Source organism: Cytobacillus oceanisediminis (assembly GCF_022811925.1).
In the GTDB taxonomy this organism is placed as follows: Bacteria; Bacillota; Bacilli; order Bacillales; family Cytobacillaceae; genus Cytobacillus; species Cytobacillus oceanisediminis_D.
In genome coordinates this window covers 3,516,389-3,535,682 of sequence record NZ_CP065511.1, presented here as the reverse complement: position 1 = coordinate 3,535,682, position 19,294 = coordinate 3,516,389, and the positions used below count along the sequence as shown (strand labels likewise).

The window sequence follows — 19,294 nt, the reverse complement described above, 5'->3', positions numbered from 1 at the left end:
GGCTGGACAATCAAAAAAGGAGTCCCTGCAGACGCATGCAGGGGCTTTTCTTGTAGAAGGCAGACATATGAGACAAATCTCGGTACATAGGATGATAAAGAAGGAATGTTTCATAAATAGGAACAGTTTACGGGTAAGGAGGAGCGAAATGAAAAATTTGACCCCTTCTATGCGGCTGAAGGTAAAAAGGGACACGTTTTTTATCCCTGATCCAGCCAAAGGTGTGTATTTTCGGAATAATGAAAGCTCCTTCCGCATGGAAGGCAGTATGATTGATCAGTGGGTTCAAAAGCTGATGCAAATGTTTAATGGCGAGTATTCGCTGGGGGAATTGACAGCCGGTTTGCCGGGCCCGCATAGGGATCGAGTGTTTGAAATTGCAGAAGTGCTTTACCGTAACGGCTTTGTGCGGGACGTAAGCCAGGACCACTCTCATCAATTGGAAGAGCATGTTCTTAAAAAGTATTCCTCCCAGATCGAATTATTGGATAACTTCGGTGATTCGGGTGCATACCGTTTCCAGGCCTACCGGCAGGCAAAAGTGCTGGCAGCAGGTTCAGGCCCTTTTTTTGTTTCGCTGGTTTCTTCACTGATTGAGTCCGGATTGCCTAAGGTTCATATGGTCATTACAGACCCTGAATCGACTAACACAAAGCGACTGAAGGAGATTGTCGCATATGCCCGGCAAACAGACCCCGAAGTTTCTGCAGAGGAGGTAACCCGCGAGAGTGAGGAAGATCGATCCTGGGAGGAATTGATACAGCCGTATGATTCCATTTTATATGTCTCGGAAGCAGGAAATGTAGAGGAGCTGCAGGTTATACATGCTGCTTGCAGGAAAGAGAAGAAGATATTTCTTCCTGCTATTTTCCACAAGCAGGCTGGTATGGCGGGTCCGCTCGTGCATCCGGAATCAGAAGGGTGCTGGGAGTCTGCCTGGCATCGAGTACATCAAACCGCGTTTTGCGAAGACAAGCAACTGCACACCATCTCCTCCACGGCAGGAGCCATGCTGGCAAATTTGATCGTGTTTGAACTGTTTAAAGAGGTTACTGGATTGACCAGTGCTGAACAGAGAAATCAGTTTTTCCTGCTTAATCTGGAGACGCTTGAAGGAAATTGGCATTCCTTCTTGCCTCATCCGATACTGACCGGAAATACAGCTGTGGAATGGATTCAAGATGTTGATCAGAGGATCGGACAGAGTTCCGGAAGAAATAAGACTGACAGTTTGTTTCTTCTTTTCAGCCAATTGACTTCCAAAGAATCTGGGATTTTTCATAAATGGGAGGAAGGGGATCTAAAGCAGCTTCCGCTGGCGCAGTGTGAAGTGCAGGCAGCAGACCCGTTGTCAAAGGGCCCGGCAGAGCTCCTGCCAAATATAATCTGTACAGATTTGAGGCATGACGAGGCACGCCGGGAAGCAGGTTTGACCGGGATTGAAGCGTATGTGTCGCGGATGGCTTGCCGGCTTGAACTGCCTCCAAATCGCGAAATAAAGGATAATAGTTTAGATTTAAATGAATTTGCCGGAATTGGAGCGGGGGAAACATTTGCAGAGGGTGTTTTACGCGGTCTGGAGAGGTGTTTGGAAGAGGATCTGGCTAAGCGGCAAGCGGATCAGAATGCAGTTGTTCCACTGCATTTGAGTGCAGTAGAAGATGAGCGCTGCAGGTTCTATTTGGACGCATTGACAACGATTCAGGGAGCACCGAAAATCTGCCAGGGTGAGGGAGTGTCCGGCTTCCCTGTGGTCTGGGTCGACACGAACGATCGCTGGTTTGGCAGTGTTGGCTTTAATAGAACATTAGCTCTGAGGAAAGCGCTGCAGCATGCGATCATACAGGTGCAAAACGACATGGGCAGACATAAGGCGACTGCAGTGGAAGTATCATCTGTGCTTCTGGTAGAAAAGGAGCCTCAATGTATTGTCATTCCTCCTTGTGAGGAGAAGGAACAATCCCAGGTTTTGCTTTCTGCCAGACAGGTGCTGGAAGAGAACAGCAAACGGCTCTTAGTCTGTGAATTTTCGTTCGATCCATTTTTGAAAGAGAGTCTGGCAGGGGTGTTTGGGGTGTTCATACGAGAGGAGGAATCTCAGTGAGTGCTGTCGTAGTAGTTGTCGGAGAAGGACTGCTGGCGGACAGCGTAAGCAAAGAACTGCCCGCCGGATATAAGGTAGTTCGTCATATGAATTTCGAGCCTGAACTGCCGGACGGGGCTGATTTGATTCTGGTGCTGCACGATACCTGGATGCCAGCCGTTCATAAAAAGGCGGAAGAGGTGTCACGATCATCAGGTATTCCCTGGCTGAGGGGCTTTGTTTCATTTGGAGAGGGTGTGATTGGCCCATTCGTTCACCCGACCGCGCCGGGGTGCTCACAGTGTGCGGACACTAGAAAACTCCTGGCAGGGCGTGACCGGGAAGAGATGTGGGAACTGCAGCAGAGACTTGAAGGGAGCAGCGGATTAAAGCGTGACCCATGGTCATCGCGCACGGGACTTTTACAGATGTCCCACCTGCTTGTGTCCGAGGTAAAAAGGGTCCTGGAGGGCAGCTTGGAGGACCTGGAAGGACGAATGTATTTGATCAGCATGAAAACACTTAAAACCTCTTGCCACCTCATTCTGCCGGATTCATTGTGCCCAGTGTGCAGCTCCTTGCCTGAAGATTCACAGGCAGCTGCGAGTATTTCCATAAAGCCAAATCCGAAAATAAGCGCAGACAGTTACCGCTGCCGCTCATTGGAAGATTTAGATCAAACACTCGTCAAAAATTATCTGGATCCGCGGACTGGTTTGTTAAATGGTAAAATGTATGATTTCACGCCGCCTTTTGCGGATGTAGTCGTAAACCTGCCGTTGTTTAGAGGGGACGAAGGCGTGGCAGGCCGCACACATTCCTATAAGGTGAGCGAGCTGACAGCAATCCTGGAGGGGCTTGAGCGTTCCTGCGGCATATCACCACGTGGAAAGAGGACAGCAGTCTATAACAGTTTCCGCAACCTGGAGGATCGGGCTCTTAATCCTCTAAAAGTAGGTGTGCATACGGATGTACAATATGCACGTCCGCACTTTCCTTTTAAAAAATTTAATCCTGATATCCCTATGAATTGGGTATGGGGTTATTCGTTATTGCAGGAGCGCCCGATTTTGGTTCCTGAGCTGCTTGCTTATTACAGCTTGGGCTGCGGGAATGGATTTGTCTATGAAACGTCCAACGGATGCGCACTGGGTGGCAGCCTGGAAGAAGCGATTTTCTACGGTATTTTAGAAGTGGTGGAGCGTGATTCATTCCTGATGACATGGTACGGACAGCTTGCCCTTCCGCGTCTTGATCCTTATTCCTCCAATGACCAGGAATTGCAGCTGATGATTGATCGGGTAAGGACAGTGGCGGGATATGATCTGCATTTGTATAACGCGACAATGGAGCATGGAATTCCAAGTGTTTGGGCGATGGCGAAAAACAGGAAGAGAAAAGGATTGAATATCATTTGTGCGGCCGGGGCCCATCCCGACCCGGTAAGGGCGGTAAAAAGCGCGGTTCATGAGTTAGCTGGAATGATGGGGACACTGGACGATAAGTTTGAAGCGAACAAGACGGATTTACGGCAAATGCTGCAAAATTCTTCCCTCGTCGGCAAAATGGATGACCATGGGATGCTTTACGGTTTACCGGAAGCGGAAGAGCGCCTGAAGTTTTTGCTGGATGAAAACCGTCCACTCAGAACGTTTTCCGAGGAGTTCAAGCGGGAGAGGAGACATGCAGACCTGACAGATGATCTGCAGGACCTTCTACAGGCATTGCACCGGCAAAATCTTGATGTAATAGTGGTGGATCAGACGACACCGGAAATAAGCAGGAGCGGATTGCATTGTGTCAAAGTGCTGATTCCGGGGATGCTGCCAATGACATTTGGACACCACCTGACACGTGTAACAGGGCTTGAGAGGGTGTTAAAGGTTCCAATGAAACTTGGATATGCAAAAGAACCACTCACACTTGAACAGCTTAATCCGCATCCCCACCCATTTCCGTAAGCCCTGACCGGGAGGTAAAAAGGATGAATCCAGATACATTTCTGCACAATTTGCATTTTGATATTGACCAAATAAGCCCGCCAGATTGGGAAGTGGATTGGGAAGATGCGCCGCTTGCCTATAAGCTTTACCGAGGCTTGCCAGTTGTTCCCCTGTCACTGGAGGTTCCCCTTTCTCTTGAAGAATGGGAGGCACCGGCAAAGCCTGACATTAGGATAATCGGTCATTTTCTTTGGTATACATTCGGCCTGAATCAGTTTAGCCAATCTGTCTCCCCAATTGGTACGAGTGAAGAAGCGGATGGATTTATGCAGTCGTTTCGGCGGTCTGTACCTTCTGGCGGAGCGCTGTACCCTAACGAACTATACATGTTTCTGAAATTGGATGAGTTGCCGGAGGGGATCTACCACTATGATGTGCTGCACCACCGCCTGGTGCTGCTGCGTAAGGGTAATTTTGATTCCTATATAGCCCGTGCTCTTGGCAATCGCTGTGATGTGTCATCTTGTTTTGGGACTGTATTTGTGACGACCATGTTCTGGAAAAATTACTTTAAATACAATAACTTTTCTTATCGTCTGCAGGGCTTGGATGCAGGTGTAGTGATTGGACAGTTATTGGAGGTTACAAAGAGGTTTGGTTTTGCCGCGGGAGTTTATTTCCAATTTCTTGATCGTGCCCTTAACCATCTCCTTGGACTGTCTGATCAGGAGGAGAGCGTATATGCCGTTATCCCGCTGTCAGTTGAACCGACCAGCTGGGCTGCGAACAGAAGCAGCAGGGACGGAATGGCCTCTGCCTCCGAATTGTGCGAGGAAGTAACCTCAATTCAGACTAATGAATGGGTCAGGTCAAACAGAGTGAAAGAATTTCCGATGTTAACCAGCATCAATAAAGCGTCGATGCAGGAATCAGCTAAATCGTTTCGTCAAATCATTCCTCATGAGACCAATTGTGAGGGGCGGTCAGTGTCTCTTCCTCATGTAAATAGGATATCGTATGATTTGGCGTCAGTCTGCCGGGAGCGATTTTCACCGGACATGGATTTCGTTTCGGGAAAGGTTAGCCAGGAGCAGCTTGCCGCACTGCTTCAGGAGGCGACCGAATCCTGCTTGTATCGAAACGACTTAGATATGGCACTTGAAAAGCGCACGTCACGAGTAACTCTATATGTGTGTTTGAATAATGTCGAAGGGATTCCGGATGGAGCTTATTATTATGACAGCGATGCTCATTCGCTCCGGGAGCTTAATCCCGGAGATCATCGACTTGCGCTTCAATACGGAATGCCTGCTGGCAATGTGAATCTGTACCAAGTCCCGCTCTGCTTTCATGTAGCAGGGGATAAAAATTTCTATAAAACGGCAATGGGCTACAGAGGCTATCGCATCCAGCAAATGGAAGCGGGAATGCTTGTGCAGCGGCTGCTTTTAGCAGCGACAGCCCTTGGAATGGGCGGGCATCCCCTTCTCGGGTTTGATGCGAAAATGTGTGATGAAATTTACAGGATGGAATCACAGGGAAAAACCAGTCTTATCCAAATCCCGATTGGCTTCTACCGGGCACGTCCATGGCTGAGGGGGAATTTAATCAGCTAGATTAGAAGATCATTCTGCTCGCAGTAAATGAATTGCCCCCGATTAGCGGCCATAATGAGGAGTGGAAAATATAAAGAATGTCAGGGAGAACTTTGTTCAATCTATATTTTGAAAGAGTTCAAAGGGCAAGGAATAGGTAAGTCACTTGCTAAGTCAGTAATTAAGGAATTAGAGAAATTAGGAATAAATACAATGCTTGTTTTTGTTTTAGAAAATAAAAATTCAAGGTTATTTTATGAGGCAATGGGCGGTAAGATAATTGATAAAATTGAAGTTAAGATTGCCGGAAAGAAACTCAATGAACTCGTTTATGGCTGGGATAATAATTGAATGATCAATAAATTCTCTTATTTACGTGCATTAATTAAAGATTCAGCTGCCATCTTAGGCGGCTTTTCTTATTTTACTAAAGGTGCAGGTTAGCATTCCTGTAGATCGTTATTTTTGAGCTTTGAAAAAAATAGGGCTCCTCAGTAAGATATGAGTAAGACACGACTCTAACTCAAACTTAGGAGGAACCCTTACTATGAAGTTTAAAATGCAGGACAAACAAAATCAACTAATAGAAAGAATTACTGATAAACATCTTGTGGTTGGTGTGGATATTGCACAACAATTTCACGTAGCCAGAGCAGTGAATTTCCGTGGGATTGTAGTAGGAGATCCAATCACTTTTCCAAACAACGAAGAGGGATTTTCGTCCCTGTTAATCTGGATTAATAGCATTAAAAGATTACATAAACTTGAGGCTGCCATAGTTGGTATGGAACCTACCGGTCATTATTGGATTAACCTTTCTAAATGGCTGATGAAACAAGATATTGAGGTAGTGACAGTTAACCCTCATTTGGTGAAAAGAAATAAAGAAAACCGTGATAATACCCAATCAAAGAGTGATAAAAAAGACGCTCTTGTAACAGCCGATATGGTGAAGAACGGTTACTATGCCTTTGTGAGGAATACTTCTGAGTCGTTTGAAAAGCTCAGGGTGCTCATGTCAAATCGGGATGTCATTGTTAAGAGGCTTGTAAGCTCGATTAATCAATTGAATCGCTGGGTGGATATTGTCTTCCCCGAGCTTAGGCAAGTATTTAAAGACATCACTGCTAAAGGGGCCATCGCAACACTTCGGCTTTTCCCATCTCCGATGGAACTGGGTTCCATGAAGCCTGAAGAGATCGTGGCCGGGTGGAAGTTACTGATGAAGCGACAGCCTGGATTAAAGAAAGCCTATTTACTCCTCAATGTAGCCAGGAAATCAGTTGGTACAAGGCAAGCATTAGAAGCTTATAAATTTCATCTTGAACAATTACTGAAGAGTATAACCTTGCGATTCAACAACTTGAAAGAGTTGAGCTGGCAATTAAGGATGAACTACCTAAAATTCCTTTCGCGAATAAGTTACTTATGATTAAGGGAATTAGTGAAATTTCGTTAGCTGGTATTTTAGGGGAAGCAGGAGATTTAAGTGGTTTTTCACACGGCAACTCTTTACTTCGCCATGCAGGACTCCATCTAGCCGAAGCCAGTTCAGGGAAGTGGAAAGGGCAAATTATCATTTCAAAGCGTGGAAGATCAAGGTTAAGACGTTTCCTCTATTTAGCTACTATGAGTCTGGTAATGAACAACCCGGAATTTAAAGCCCTCCACTCGAATAATGTTAAGGTCAAGAAAATGAAAAAAATGAAATCTATAATGAAGCTGATCGGGAAGTTAGCTAGGATCTTTGTAGGGATAGCGCGAAAAAACGAAGCTTATTGTGCCAAGAAGGTCCAGCCGTTAACTGAGTTGGCAGCGTAGTTCAATTCACTTTTTTTCGAAGAGAATCATTACCCCTTATATTTTTAAAGGTCGAGTGTTGGCTTATTCGCAGGATTTCAAATATGTACGGAGTATCAGGTTTGTTCAACAAAAGGGCACTGACCCATCAGGTTAGCATAACTGGCCTCCACCCCTTGGATAGGCATGACGAAGGAATGAGAGGGCAATTGACCCGTTGAGACATGGGAGGGAAAGCCTCCAAGGGCTGGCGTGGAGAAGTGCATCATATGGTAGAATTTGGAGTATTATCCTACTCCTCTATTTAACTATGTCTTCACGTAGCCATTTGTCCAGAATCTACTCTTTTCAATTTAGAAATATATATCCATGGAGGATGAAATCCTGCGAATAAGCGAGCATTCGTGAGTAAACCGTATTAAACTGAGGGAGTTGAACAAGGAAAAAAGATGTATTTGCCATAAAGGTTCTATTTAAGGTGCATTTTTAATATTTGAAGCTAAATTGACACACGACTTGACAATATAAATGTCGCAAAGTAACACAAAAAAACTCGTCACGACTGACGAGTTTTTAATGCAGGCAGGAAATAATATATCATTATTCAACAAAAACATCTGATTTTGAATTACGGTTGCTCTACATATTTTTGCTTTCCTGAAGAAGTTTGGATTCTCCTGTACGTTCCCATTCTTCTACTGTTTCATATGCTTTTTCAGGAGAATACCCCTTCCCTACAAGAACTCCCATTAGAATAAACTCTTGAAGAATGTGTGTCATATTTATTCCTCTTTTAACGTCCTCCAAGCCTTCTTTTACCAAAAACTCCGTATGTCTTACCCATTCATCTGGAGTCTTTCCGAAAGTTACTGTTTTCCCATTTCCATTAGCCAAATCTTCTTCGATTGCCATTGCATCTGCCTTCGTTTTATGAACTGTACCAAATGGATGGTTTGGCGGGGCATATATGGAGTATAGTTTCAACGGAATATTTCCTGTATTTGTGACATTGTGCCACATTCCAGCCGGTATCATAATAGCAGAGTCATCGAAGATTCTCCATTGGAAACTTAAATTATCTTTACTTTTTCCCATTTGTACAATCCCCTGACCTTGTTCAACACGTAAGAATTGATCCACATCAGGGTGAATTTCCAATCCGATATCTTCACCAACATTAAGACTCATTAATGTAACTTGCAAATGATTTCCTGTCCATAGTGCAGTACGATATGTGTTGTTTTGTTTGGCTGCCTCATTGATATTTATAACAAATGGGTTTGCTCCATAATCTTTTAATACGTTTCTGCAATCACCATAAAATGACCGATAAGAACGGAATGCCAAATCATTAGAAAGAGCCCCATAACCAGTTGGATTTCCGTAAGTATGCGATGGTGCATTTGCATAATAAGGATATTGATACGTATATGGCACATAGTACACTTTCCTCAATCCCTTCATATTATTTATTATTAATAAATTATCTTATGTACGGTATAAGAGGAATGTACTTATTAATGTTAATAGGCCTCTTCGAGTATCCAAGGTACATTTCGATTCCTTATATATACCCTAATAAGAGAATAACTTTGAATTAGGAGCACGATGAGCTAAAACAGCTACTCAGAAGCAGGAAAATAATTTAAGAGGTGAAGATACAATCAATGTATGCGAAAAATTATTACTCCCATAATCAACCCCCTTATCATAATTTGCAACAATCATTAGAAAGACAAAATGTTAACGACTATGGAGCCAAAGGGGCTTTGAATGCCCCAACACTAACCTTGTCTCAGATGCTAACTTATGCTTTACAAGACGAATTTCTTGCTCAGGCTAGGTATAATAATATTCTTTTAACCTTTGGTTATATACGTACATTTGCCCGAATCCAAGAAGCTGAATTAAGGCATATTAGTGCGTTACTCCCTCTTTTTCAACGATATCAAGTACCTATTCCAGAAGATATTTCAAGAATGTTTGTTACTGCCCCAGAAACAATAAAAAACGCTTTTGCTTTTGGAGTACAAGGGGAGATAGAGAATATAAGTATGTATAATAAATTTCTTTCTTTAATTCTTCCAACAGATGTAAGAACAGTATTTACACAGTTAAGAAATGCATCAATGAACCATTTGGATGCATTCGAAAGAGGCGTAGCGCGAAATTATGTTAGAGAAATATAGCAGTAACGATTTTACAAAAACGTGCGGGTGTATTACTGGGACAGCGTGATGCGGTTTTCTTATTCGACTAACGGGCATATTAGTGAAAGAAGGAAACCGTATTTTGCCCATAGAATATGTTTATAAATAATCTTAAGGGAAATGGTGAACTTGAAAAGGAGGTCCTCAATAGAAAAAGCCTCGACCCTCAACTTATTTCTAAAGCTAAAAACAATATCTAAACAGTCCTGTTTTTAATGTTTCTCCCTTTCATTTGACAATTCGTTTAATAAAATTAAATGGCTTTAGGGTGGAGAGCATATTTAAGTTATTCCATTAAAGGGCGTTTTTCTAATATAAGGAAAGCGTCTTTGTTACAAATTGAAAAATTAGCCGGTTAAGTTCTTTTGCAGCCTTGGTTGGGATACGGTGGTCAACATTCTCGATAAAGTGCAATTCGTTTTGGGGCAGTTTCTCATGCAATTGCCTTGCATAGGAATGAAAGGGCTTATCCTTCTTGCCATAAACCAATAAGATAGGCAAATTAATCTCATTAAGCTGATTGATACAATTGTATTTTAGACTATAGCGGTAATATTGCTCAATGTTGCGGTAATCCCCTTTTTTTGCTTCTGAAAACATATTTTTAAACAGCTTTATATTATTTGAATTATTCCAGGAGATGGACCAGGCTAATAAGTTAATAGCCCCTTTGCTTGAAAGCTTGATTCCTAAAGAAATCTTCTTTCTCAAGTAATCGTCATTTACATCGGGCATTGCCCCAATTGAAATTCCCCCTAAAGCTCTTTCAGGAAACGTCAGCATGAATTCTAAAACAATAGAACCGCCCGTAGAATATCCGCATAAAAACGCTTTATTTATATTAAGGTGGTCCAATAGTCGAATGATATCCTCAATAATCAGTGGATAGGTTATTGGTTCAGGGGAGTGTGGGCTTTTTCCGTGTCCGCGTATATCAAAAGTAATTATCTGAAAATTTTTTGAAAGTTCTTCTAATTGATATTTGAAGTTTACTGAAGTCAATACAGGCGGGTGGATAAAAACAATCGGAGTTCCGCTTCCTTTTACAGTATAATATAGGCTGGCACTGTTCATATTGATCATTGGCATGTACTGTCACCTCAATTACTTATTAATATTAAATTTTTTAGCCAATTTGTCTGATCAGGAAAGGTTTAAACCGTCATGACAAAGGTTACTGAAGGACACAATAAATATTTTTCCTTACTTTTTTACAAAAAATGCATATGATCCGGGTAAGTAAAACGGGAAAAGGATATGAAGGAGCATTTCGTATAGTATCAAAAACTATTTCTACAAAGGAAGGGTATATATCACTAATTGCGGAGAGGTATGGGGGTTAAAGGTAAATATTATTGCTGGTGTAGAAAGAAACATTAGACGACCATACAGTTGATGTGGGAAATCCTTGAACAAAATAGAATGAAAAGTCATGTAGCTGCACTAATAGGTGGATCCCCTGATGAAGTGACGGAACGTTATAGGCTGACATCCCCTGTTGAATTATTACCAATAAAGACATGATACATGATGAATTAGATCGCCATGTTCCAGTGAATTTAAGTAAAGATCTTTATCAAACTAAAGGGAAGGTTATTTTCAGAAAAAAAAATGAAAGAAATGGAAATGAATTAATTGTTATTAGACATACCCTTACACATTGAAACTGAAAGACTAATACTACCAGCACCAAGACAATCAGGAGAAGGCAAGATTGTAAATGATGCAATAAATGATTCTTTTTATGAATTAAAGGAATTGATTTAAATTTTGGGAATATCCTAGGCATTATGTACAATCAGCACTATTTGGAGGTTCTGGGTTCGACCAGAAAAGAGTGACCCCCGCCTTCAGCATTCACAGTTCACCGAGGTTTGGCAAGTTGCACTGTGGGGTGTAGAAAAATGGGCACTCTTATATTAAAAAAGATGCCCCTTTAAAAGCGAGCATCTTTTTTAGCGAATTATTTCAGTCCGTAAGCTTTAATGATTTCTTGAGTGATTTTGTTCCCTTCATCATCCCAAGCACTTGCTTTGAGAGAAACCGATTTTGCATTTATAGGGTTTTCGATTGTTGCCTCAAAATTGTCTCCGCTTTGTGTTAGTTTCACTTTTTTCCATGAAATACCTTCATCGAATGATACTTCTAATGTGGCACCTTCCACCTTTCCATAACCTATTGCATCCTTAACTTTTCCTACCGATAGGCTAAGGCTAGTAGGGACATTTACTTTAGCATTTCCATTTACATCTGTATCCACTTGGTAATCCAGAGTAAGGAATGGAAGATTATATTGCCAAGCATCTTGTAATTCTTCCGTCCAGAAGGTCCATTCAGTATGCGTGCGGACCGACGTATTCCAGCGATTTTCATCACGTTTTGCATCCGTAACATAGCGGAATTGTGTACGTTCTTTTGGTATGCCAGTATATGCAGCTAGCGCCTGTCCTTTTCCTTCTTTCAGCAGGGTATCACTCAGGTACAATTTCGACGACTGATTTTGTACAGATACATCATATTCTGTACCACCGGTGTTTCCTTTTCCGGCATCAGCCCATGCAGGGACGTTAATTTGAAGGCCACTGCCTTGACGTTTTGGAGCCCAATAGCCTTCACCCAAGCTTGGTCGGACGACAGGAGAGAACCAGTTTTCTTTTAATTTTTGCCCTTTTGAATAAGTAGCCAATGGCTGACGAATTTGCCATGTTGCATCAAGCACATTTGCCTGGTGATACCATCGTGAATCCTCTGTTGCTGACACATATTCAGTTCGAGCAGAAGGATAGTTTATTTTGTACATGAAACCTACAGCTCCAAATGTATGCGGACGCAAGTCATATCGGAACTCTCCACCTGCTGCTTGGACATGTGAATTGTAGCGACTATCGATGGTAGCTAAATCCTTATTCTTTGGTGCATAGGTCAGATCGGTCGGGATCGATCCTTTATGGGCATCTACTAGGTCATAAACATAAGGAGAATTGACATTTCCCTCAACCTGAAGCATAACATTTCCTGAACTTGCAGCTTGAACTAGCTTTGCTCCTTCCTTTTTGCTGACAGCAGCAACTGCTATTGGGTTGTCTGTGTAATCTGCTGTACCTGCATAGACACTAAATTCTTTATCTTCATTGTTGACGATGATTAGTAATTTTGCCCCGGCAGCTGCAGCAGCAGTAGCTTGTTCGGAAGGAGTCACTTCATCATTTCGCTCGACAACGACGGCTTTATCTTGCACATCCAATGCTCCAAAGTCAGTGGAACTACCCTTGCCTGCATAAACGGTGGATATGTTATACTTTCCATCTAACAATGTACCTCCAGCTAATGGAATATCATCCAGTTCCATGCCGTTAAATTTAATCGTCAGATATGGCTTTGCAAGTCGCCAGCGAGTGAGCTGCTCAAAATATCCAGTTTCAACTTCTTCTGTTGGGACTGCATACATCTTATCAACCCATACCGGCAACAAATAACCACTGTTCAGTTTCTGGTCACCAAGGGTACGATAATATTCTATTCTGCGGTAGTTCGCTTCTACTTCCTTAGGTACTTCTGCGGATATTTCATTTGCTTTCCTTGCATCGAGCTCGACTGTTTGTGGGCCATTCAATTTCACTTCTGGATCTCCAACAAGGGCTACACCAGCGTGGTCAGTGTCGACATCCACATCCATAAGGGACATTGCGGAATAAGTGCCTGGTGGCAGGCGAAGCTCCAAGGATCCATTAACAGCATAAACCCAAGGTTCCATATTCTCACTGAATAACACTACATATGCCAGTCCTGGAGTACCGTCACGGTCTGTTGCCTTTAATGTGAGCGGATATCTTTCATCTTCCTTAACCATTCCCATTGTAGTCCGTACAGCTGTTTCTCCATTTACCTTAGCTGTTAAATAACCTTGATAACGGGATCCAGTTTCGCCCAATTTTGAATCGAGCTTCACTTTTACGTCTGCACTTCCTCCCGCTGGAACTGTGATTGTTTTTTCAGAAAGGGTCAGCAACCCGGCTGGAGCTTCTGTACCTTGGGCATTCGTAAATGTCGCTTCCAGCTCTAGAGTGATATCTTGTTCACTATCATTTGTATACGTAACGCCTTTTTCTACAGGAGCTGATTGATCATGTGGCCATTTGAAGAAGCCGAATGAGATCGAACCAGTTGCCCGCAACTGTGTGTTCAAAGCAGCAGCAACGTTCACTCGTCCAGTTCCTACATGAAAAGGCTGGTAAGCATCAAGCTTCTTTGTCGTATTCATCAGGGCTTGTTTTATGGTATCTCCATCCCATTCTGGATGCTTTTGTGCTAGGATAGCAGCAGCACCGGCCACATGAGGTGTAGCCATAGATGTTCCATTTAAACTTTTGTATGATCCGCTGCCAGAAGAATATTGAGAGCGTGCAGCCACAATTCCCACACCAGGAGCTGATAAATCAGGTTTTACGGCCATATCTCCATAGCGTGGTCCTTTAGAAGAGAAGTAAGCAAGCTGATCAGATTTATCAACAGCTCCAACTGTTAACGCAGAATCTGCCGCCCCAGGAGAACCAATCGTGCCTTCTCCTCCGCTATTTCCTGCTGCGATAACAAATAGTGTACCTTTTTCTTCGCTAAGCCTATTTACTGCCTGAGCCATAGGGTCTGTCCCATCACTTGGCTCACTGCTTCCAAGACTCATGTTAACAATCTTCGCATTCTCGGATGCCCATTCCATCCCATCGATAATCCAGGAGTCTTGTCCAAATCCTTGATTACTCAATACTTTCCCTACAAGTAAACGCGCATCAGGAGCAACGCCCTTGTATTTACTATCAGCTGCACCTGTTCCAAGCACAGTGGAGGCAACATGGGTACCATGTCCATTGACGTCTTTCACATCTTCATCTGGAACAAAGCTAACTGCTTCATCTATTTGATTGACTATGTCAGGGTGCACAGCATCAATTCCAGTATCAAGTACGGCCACCTTTACACCTTTACCTGTATAGCCAGCTTCCCATGCTGTATCAGCCTCAATTTGCGGAACGCTTTTATCCAGTGATGCTTCAACACGTCCATCTAGCCAGATTTTTTCTACACCATACTTAAAGAGAGAGGCTTTTTCAGGTTCATTACTGGTGCTTTCCACGGTGACATCCTCCCAGAATGTATCCGCCTGTTTTTTCTCTGCTGAAAGTGCAGCACCATTAATGCTTTCTAATTCGCGAACTTTTTTCGATCCTTTTGGAGCAACGGCTTTGGAGAAGGTTCTAGCCTTTGACTCTTCGTATTCTACGATAACAGGTAACGATGCTAAATTCTTGTCATCATAGCCATATTCCCTCAATTTTGTAATATTGAATAAGTCCTGATCTAGTTTTCCAGCAGCAAGGTACGGCATGGCAGAGTTCGGGAAAACAAATGTATCCTCTCCAATGGTCATCACCCTGACACCTTCGCCATTCTCTTCAGCTGGATCTACGTTAATGATATATTTTCCGTTATCAAGAGTAGAAACCTTCACTACATCACCAGTAATAAGCGTAATTTCATGATTATCTGTGATATTGTTACTAATTGCTGTACTTGACTTTTCCAAGCCTGTTTCATTCGCAGGTGCTCCAAGTGCATTTACTTGAAAAATAGACCCTGAAAGCATAATAGTAGCTAAAGAACCAGCTAAAAGAGTTTTCTTAGTTAGCTTTTTCATTGACATTCTCCTATTCCACCAAATTTTTATAGACTGCAAAGAAGAGAATCTTGATGAAAAAATGAAGATGGTATGTAGCTCAAATAGTTTTTAATGGATTACGAAGTATCATCACCTCTTTCAAAGGGTAATAGAATAGAAGACTTTTTCTTAGGATCTTGAAAAATATGTGGAAGGATTTTTCGATAAGGATGGTTAGACTAAGAGGTTAGTAAAATTGTAAAGCTCACAAAAAGGATTAGCAATTGGGGTTATTTTGAGGTTCTAAAGAACTACTAAGAATGAATGGATCTCTGGATTTCACTTGAATTTTGCTGATAAATCCATCAAAACTACTATAAACACGCGGGAGATTTGGGGTTTTTAAAATTAGGCCCCAACTTTGAAAACTAGAGGTAATAATAAACATAATATACTTATAAATAATAACTTATCGATAAAGCAATCAAATGTTAAAGAAACAAAAGTCATAGAATAAGAAACATATATGAAAATTAAATCCCAAATACGAAATGTAAAGGATGGGCAAACTATGAAAAATTTAAGACCTTCACTTATTCTAAATGAATCGGACGATGAAAATCTAATTTTTACCTATGAAATAAAAAATGAAGGAAGTGAAGTAGCAATTCTGCATTTTAATACGAGCCAATTATATGAATTTGAAATTTCCAGCCGAGAATTGGGAAGGGTATACCGATATTCTGATGGAAAGTTCTTTTTGCAAGTATTAAAAGAAATCAGGATTTTGCCAGGTGAGTCGCTGTCATTTGATGTAAAGCTACCATCTTTAAATAAAGGTGAATACACCTTTACGATATGGCTAGTGGCACAAGAGGGAAATCAGTTTGTGCAAAGCCAAAGATTTAACGTTCAATAGCGGAAGAACTGGAAGCTTTGTGGCTGAGTATGATAGGTATAGATAGCTTTAAACGGAGGAGCCGTTACTGCAAAAAATATCTTCAGGAAATTTAGACAAGTGAGATTACCCTGTATTTTTGTATGCAAAATATGAAGAATAGGGGTGTTTATATATGGCTTTTAGCAAAATACATTGTAGAAGATATGAGGCTATTAATGGTTGATGAAGTTAGGATACTTAACAAAAAAATTATAAAAGAAGATATGCTGATGGAAAGTCTTAAACATCATCTTAAGAAGAAACAAATTTTCGTTTAAGGAAGGATCATTAAATAGCCATTGACTGAAAATGCCGTTATGGATCCCTGAATATTTCCCGTTAGAAGGAGAAGCTAAACTGGACTCTATTAAATAAATATTGCTATTAAAAAAATGACAGGTATGAATGAAACCTGTCATTTTTTTATAAATATACTCTAAATCGCATATGATTTAAGAAGATAGCGTTCTATAAACTCAGTTAATCCATCATTTTCGTGGTGCCCAGTAACAAAATCAGCTGCTGCCTTAACCCTATCGCTGGCGTTCCCCATAGCCACGCCAGTACCGACATGACGAAGCATCTCTATATGGAGCCGTCCCCAATGGCTGTGATTTCATTTGGACTAATTCGACTCATTCACCAATTTATGTAAGTGATTGGTTAGTGGATTATAAGTCTTTTTTTCTCCGTGAGTCGAAATGAGTTTGGCTTCCTACATTGGTTGTAATGTAGAAATACCGAATAATGATGAAGAATATACAGAGGATTTTTTTTATATTGGTAGCTGTTTTGCAGGTGAGTATGAACTACTAAATATAAAGAAACATCAATTTACTACCCCCTATGCCTATGAAGTATCAACCAGAAATATTTTCATTTCTAGTTGACCTTATAATACGAACGGCTGCTTTAGTTCAATAAGAACGGGTAATTTATTACAAAGCAAACTCGCCATTTTAGAGCGAGTTTTGCTTTTTTATATGCCATTTACGTTGTAAAAATGGGCTGTCATTTCGGTGCAGTTTTTTTGAAAAGCACCTCAAAACGGAACCCTTTATGTTATTAGGCAGGCGCCTTTTTTTGCCTGAAAAACTAAAAGAAGGCAGGGCTAAATCTTCCTCTGCGGTATATCATTGACCGAACTTCCTATGATATTGGGCCAAAGCCATAAGAGGAAAGATATACCGATAGCTATGATAATGGATGTAAAAGCTTCCTGCCATGGCCTGCCCTTTTGGATAGGCTGTTGTCCAATCTTCTTTATCGATTGAATGGGCCAGGTAATGAATTCCTTTTTGGATTGCATCTGTTGGCTGGTCCTCGGCTGCAATTAAAGCATCCAGTGCCCATGCCGTGTCTGTTATGGTACTTGCATTCAAAGGAACATATGATTTTTCGCTGTCGCTCAGGCATGATTCCCCCCAGCCGCCATCCTCATTTTGAATTCCCTTCAGCCAGTCAGTTGCTTTTTGAATGGAAGGATGGTCTCTTGAAAGGCCAGACGCGATAAGCCCTGTTACTGCCGCCCACGTGCCATAAAGATAGCAAATACCCCATCTGCCATACCAGGCGCCATCTTGTTCCTGATTGTCCAACAACCAGTTTACCGCGTTTTTATACAAAGGGTCAGCAACAGGCAGATTTGTATAATTCCCCAAAAACTCCAGAGTCCTCCCGGTCAGGTCGGCAGAGGTTGGATCTCCAAACATATATTCACCCTTTTCAATCGGAAGGAAGCCGAGCCATGGATTCCCGGTGTTCCTCTCAAAAGAAGGCCATCCGCCATCCTCATTCTGCATAGATAATAGCCACTGAATGCCCCGATCCCAGGCTTCCTGATTGACTGAACTATCCTGAACACTTCTGGCTATCGCTCTTAACGAAGCAGTTGTATCGTCTACATCGGGATTGCGGGTGTTTACGTCGGAAAAGCCCCATCCGCCCGGCAAAGCATTCGGATTATGGATGACCCAATCCCCAAACTGATCATGCTGCCGCTTCAGCAAATAGGTTTTTGCTTTCTTTACAGCAGGATCTTCTGGCGAAAGGCCGGCCAATTGAAGAGCGGTATTAATCAGGGAAGTATTCCAGACACTGGCGTTAGCGTACTGGATATGGGGGAGGCCGGCAATATCAGTCCTGAGCGATTTCAGTCCTGCGACCGCCTTTTTTATAATGTGATCATCCTTGGAATAGCCAAGAGACAAGAGCGCAAATATCATTAAAAAGGTTGAGCTGAAATAACTATAGAATGTTCCATCCGGTTCAATCCGCTCGAGCATATATTTTTTTGCCCGTTCCATAGCCAATGAGTGAAACTGTTCAGACAGTCCTAAAAGATCTTCAACGCCTTCTTTGATGAATGATAATAATGACCGGTATTCTGGCTGGATATCCCATGGGACTACTCCTGACCTTGTTAATAGTAGATCTGAAAGGTCAGGGCTATTTTTCGTTTTGATGCTGAACTTTTTCTCTGCCAGAATCAAAATCGGAGCCAGATTCACACGCCCATACACGGAAAACTGATAAAAGTTAAAGGGGAAGGAAAGAGGAAGAAGCATAATCTCCACGGGAACCGGAAAGGAGTCAGGCCATGGATATTGTCCCGTAGAGGAAAGCATAATTTTTGTAAAAACATTTACGCTCTCCATTCCGCCATGCTCCAGTATAAATTTCCTGGCAGCTTTCATCCTGGGATCTTCCTTCTGAATATAGCCTGAATAAAGAAGCCCGTAATAGGCCTCCAGAGTGGAGGTGGCATTTCCATCCTTTTCATCCTCAAAAATCTTCCAGGCGCCATTTTCCTCTTGCTTGCTTATGATCCTTGCTGCCAGCCCCTGTATTAATTTTTCATCATGTATCTCCAGTGTCCTTAATAAAATGATCATATAAGCATCTGTTGAAATACCAGTTTCAAATGGATAATTCCAGGAACCATCATGTGACTGGTCTTTTCTTAATAGGGTGATGAGATCGTTAATGCCGGAAACTGTATCAGTCATTTCATGCACATTCCTCTCAAGTAAAATGTTTCCTTTAGATACAGATACATATTCATATGGCT

10 protein-coding genes and 2 pseudogenes are annotated in these 19,294 nt (G+C 42.1%); 7 read left to right on the top strand and 5 right to left on the bottom strand.

Annotated elements, in window-relative coordinates; translation table 11 throughout:
- Positions 1–148: 148 nt before the first annotated feature.
- The 5 genes and pseudogenes from IRB79_RS17650 to IRB79_RS17630 all read left to right on the top strand — a co-directional run bounded on the left by IRB79_RS17650 (position 149) and on the right by IRB79_RS17630 (position 7,442).
- On the top strand, positions 149–2,104 hold the full coding sequence (locus IRB79_RS17650) for a putative thiazole-containing bacteriocin maturation protein (protein ID WP_243503740.1): 1,956 nt from the start codon (positions 149–151) through the stop codon (positions 2,102–2,104).
- On the top strand, positions 2,101–4,044 hold the full coding sequence (locus IRB79_RS17645; protein WP_243503739.1) for a TOMM precursor leader peptide-binding protein: 1,944 nt from the start codon (positions 2,101–2,103) through the stop codon (positions 4,042–4,044). Before IRB79_RS17650 ends, IRB79_RS17645 begins: the two co-directional genes overlap by 4 nt.
- Before the next feature lie 23 nt (positions 4,045–4,067).
- The gene (locus IRB79_RS17640) at positions 4,068–5,642 is read left to right on the top strand and encodes a SagB/ThcOx family dehydrogenase (protein ID WP_243503737.1); all 1,575 of its coding nucleotides are present in this window, start codon (positions 4,068–4,070) and stop codon (positions 5,640–5,642) included.
- A gap of 54 nt (positions 5,643–5,696) precedes the next feature.
- The gene (locus IRB79_RS17635) at positions 5,697–5,972 is read left to right on the top strand and encodes a GNAT family N-acetyltransferase (protein ID WP_243503735.1); all 276 of its coding nucleotides are present in this window, start codon (positions 5,697–5,699) and stop codon (positions 5,970–5,972) included.
- Between the two features lie 196 nt (positions 5,973–6,168).
- A pseudogene (locus IRB79_RS17630) lies at positions 6,169–7,442 on the top strand (IS110 family transposase).
- Positions 7,443–8,060: 618 nt separating this feature from the next.
- Here the strand turns inward: IRB79_RS17630 and IRB79_RS17625 are convergent.
- A complete protein-coding gene (locus IRB79_RS17625) occupies positions 8,061–8,867 on the bottom strand; it encodes a cupin domain-containing protein (RefSeq protein WP_243503733.1) in 807 nt (268 codons plus the stop codon).
- 290 nt (positions 8,868–9,157) lie between these two features.
- Between IRB79_RS17625 and IRB79_RS17620 the strand changes: the two are divergent.
- Positions 9,158–9,610: pseudogene (locus tag IRB79_RS17620) on the top strand (ferritin family protein); the annotation flags it as partial.
- A gap of 330 nt (positions 9,611–9,940) precedes the next feature.
- Here the strand turns inward: IRB79_RS17620 and IRB79_RS17615 are convergent.
- Together IRB79_RS17615 and IRB79_RS17605 are read right to left on the bottom strand one after the other, a co-directional pair.
- Complete coding sequence (locus IRB79_RS17615; RefSeq protein WP_243503731.1) at positions 9,941–10,720, bottom strand: alpha/beta fold hydrolase; 780 nt, start codon at positions 10,718–10,720, stop codon at positions 9,941–9,943.
- 874 nt (positions 10,721–11,594) lie between these two features.
- A complete protein-coding gene (locus IRB79_RS17605) occupies positions 11,595–15,323 on the bottom strand; it encodes a S8 family peptidase (RefSeq protein WP_243503730.1) in 3,729 nt (1,242 codons plus the stop codon).
- Between the two features lie 532 nt (positions 15,324–15,855).
- Between IRB79_RS17605 and IRB79_RS17600 the strand changes: the two genes are divergently transcribed.
- Entirely contained in the window at positions 15,856–16,203 is a 348-nt protein-coding gene (locus IRB79_RS17600; protein ID WP_243503729.1) for a BsuPI-related putative proteinase inhibitor, read from the top strand.
- Positions 16,204–16,660: 457 nt separating this feature from the next.
- Here IRB79_RS17600 and IRB79_RS17595 read toward each other — a convergent pair whose 3' ends face one another.
- Both IRB79_RS17595 and shc read right to left on the bottom strand, forming a co-directional pair.
- Positions 16,661–16,777, bottom strand: a complete 117-nt coding sequence (locus IRB79_RS17595) for an HAD family hydrolase (protein WP_243509516.1) — start codon at positions 16,775–16,777, stop codon at positions 16,661–16,663.
- A gap of 580 nt (positions 16,778–17,357) precedes the next feature.
- On the bottom strand, positions 17,358–19,232 hold the full coding sequence (gene shc / locus IRB79_RS17590; RefSeq protein ID WP_243503728.1) for a squalene--hopene cyclase: 1,875 nt from the start codon (positions 19,230–19,232) through the stop codon (positions 17,358–17,360).
- Positions 19,233–19,294 lie beyond the last annotated feature (62 nt).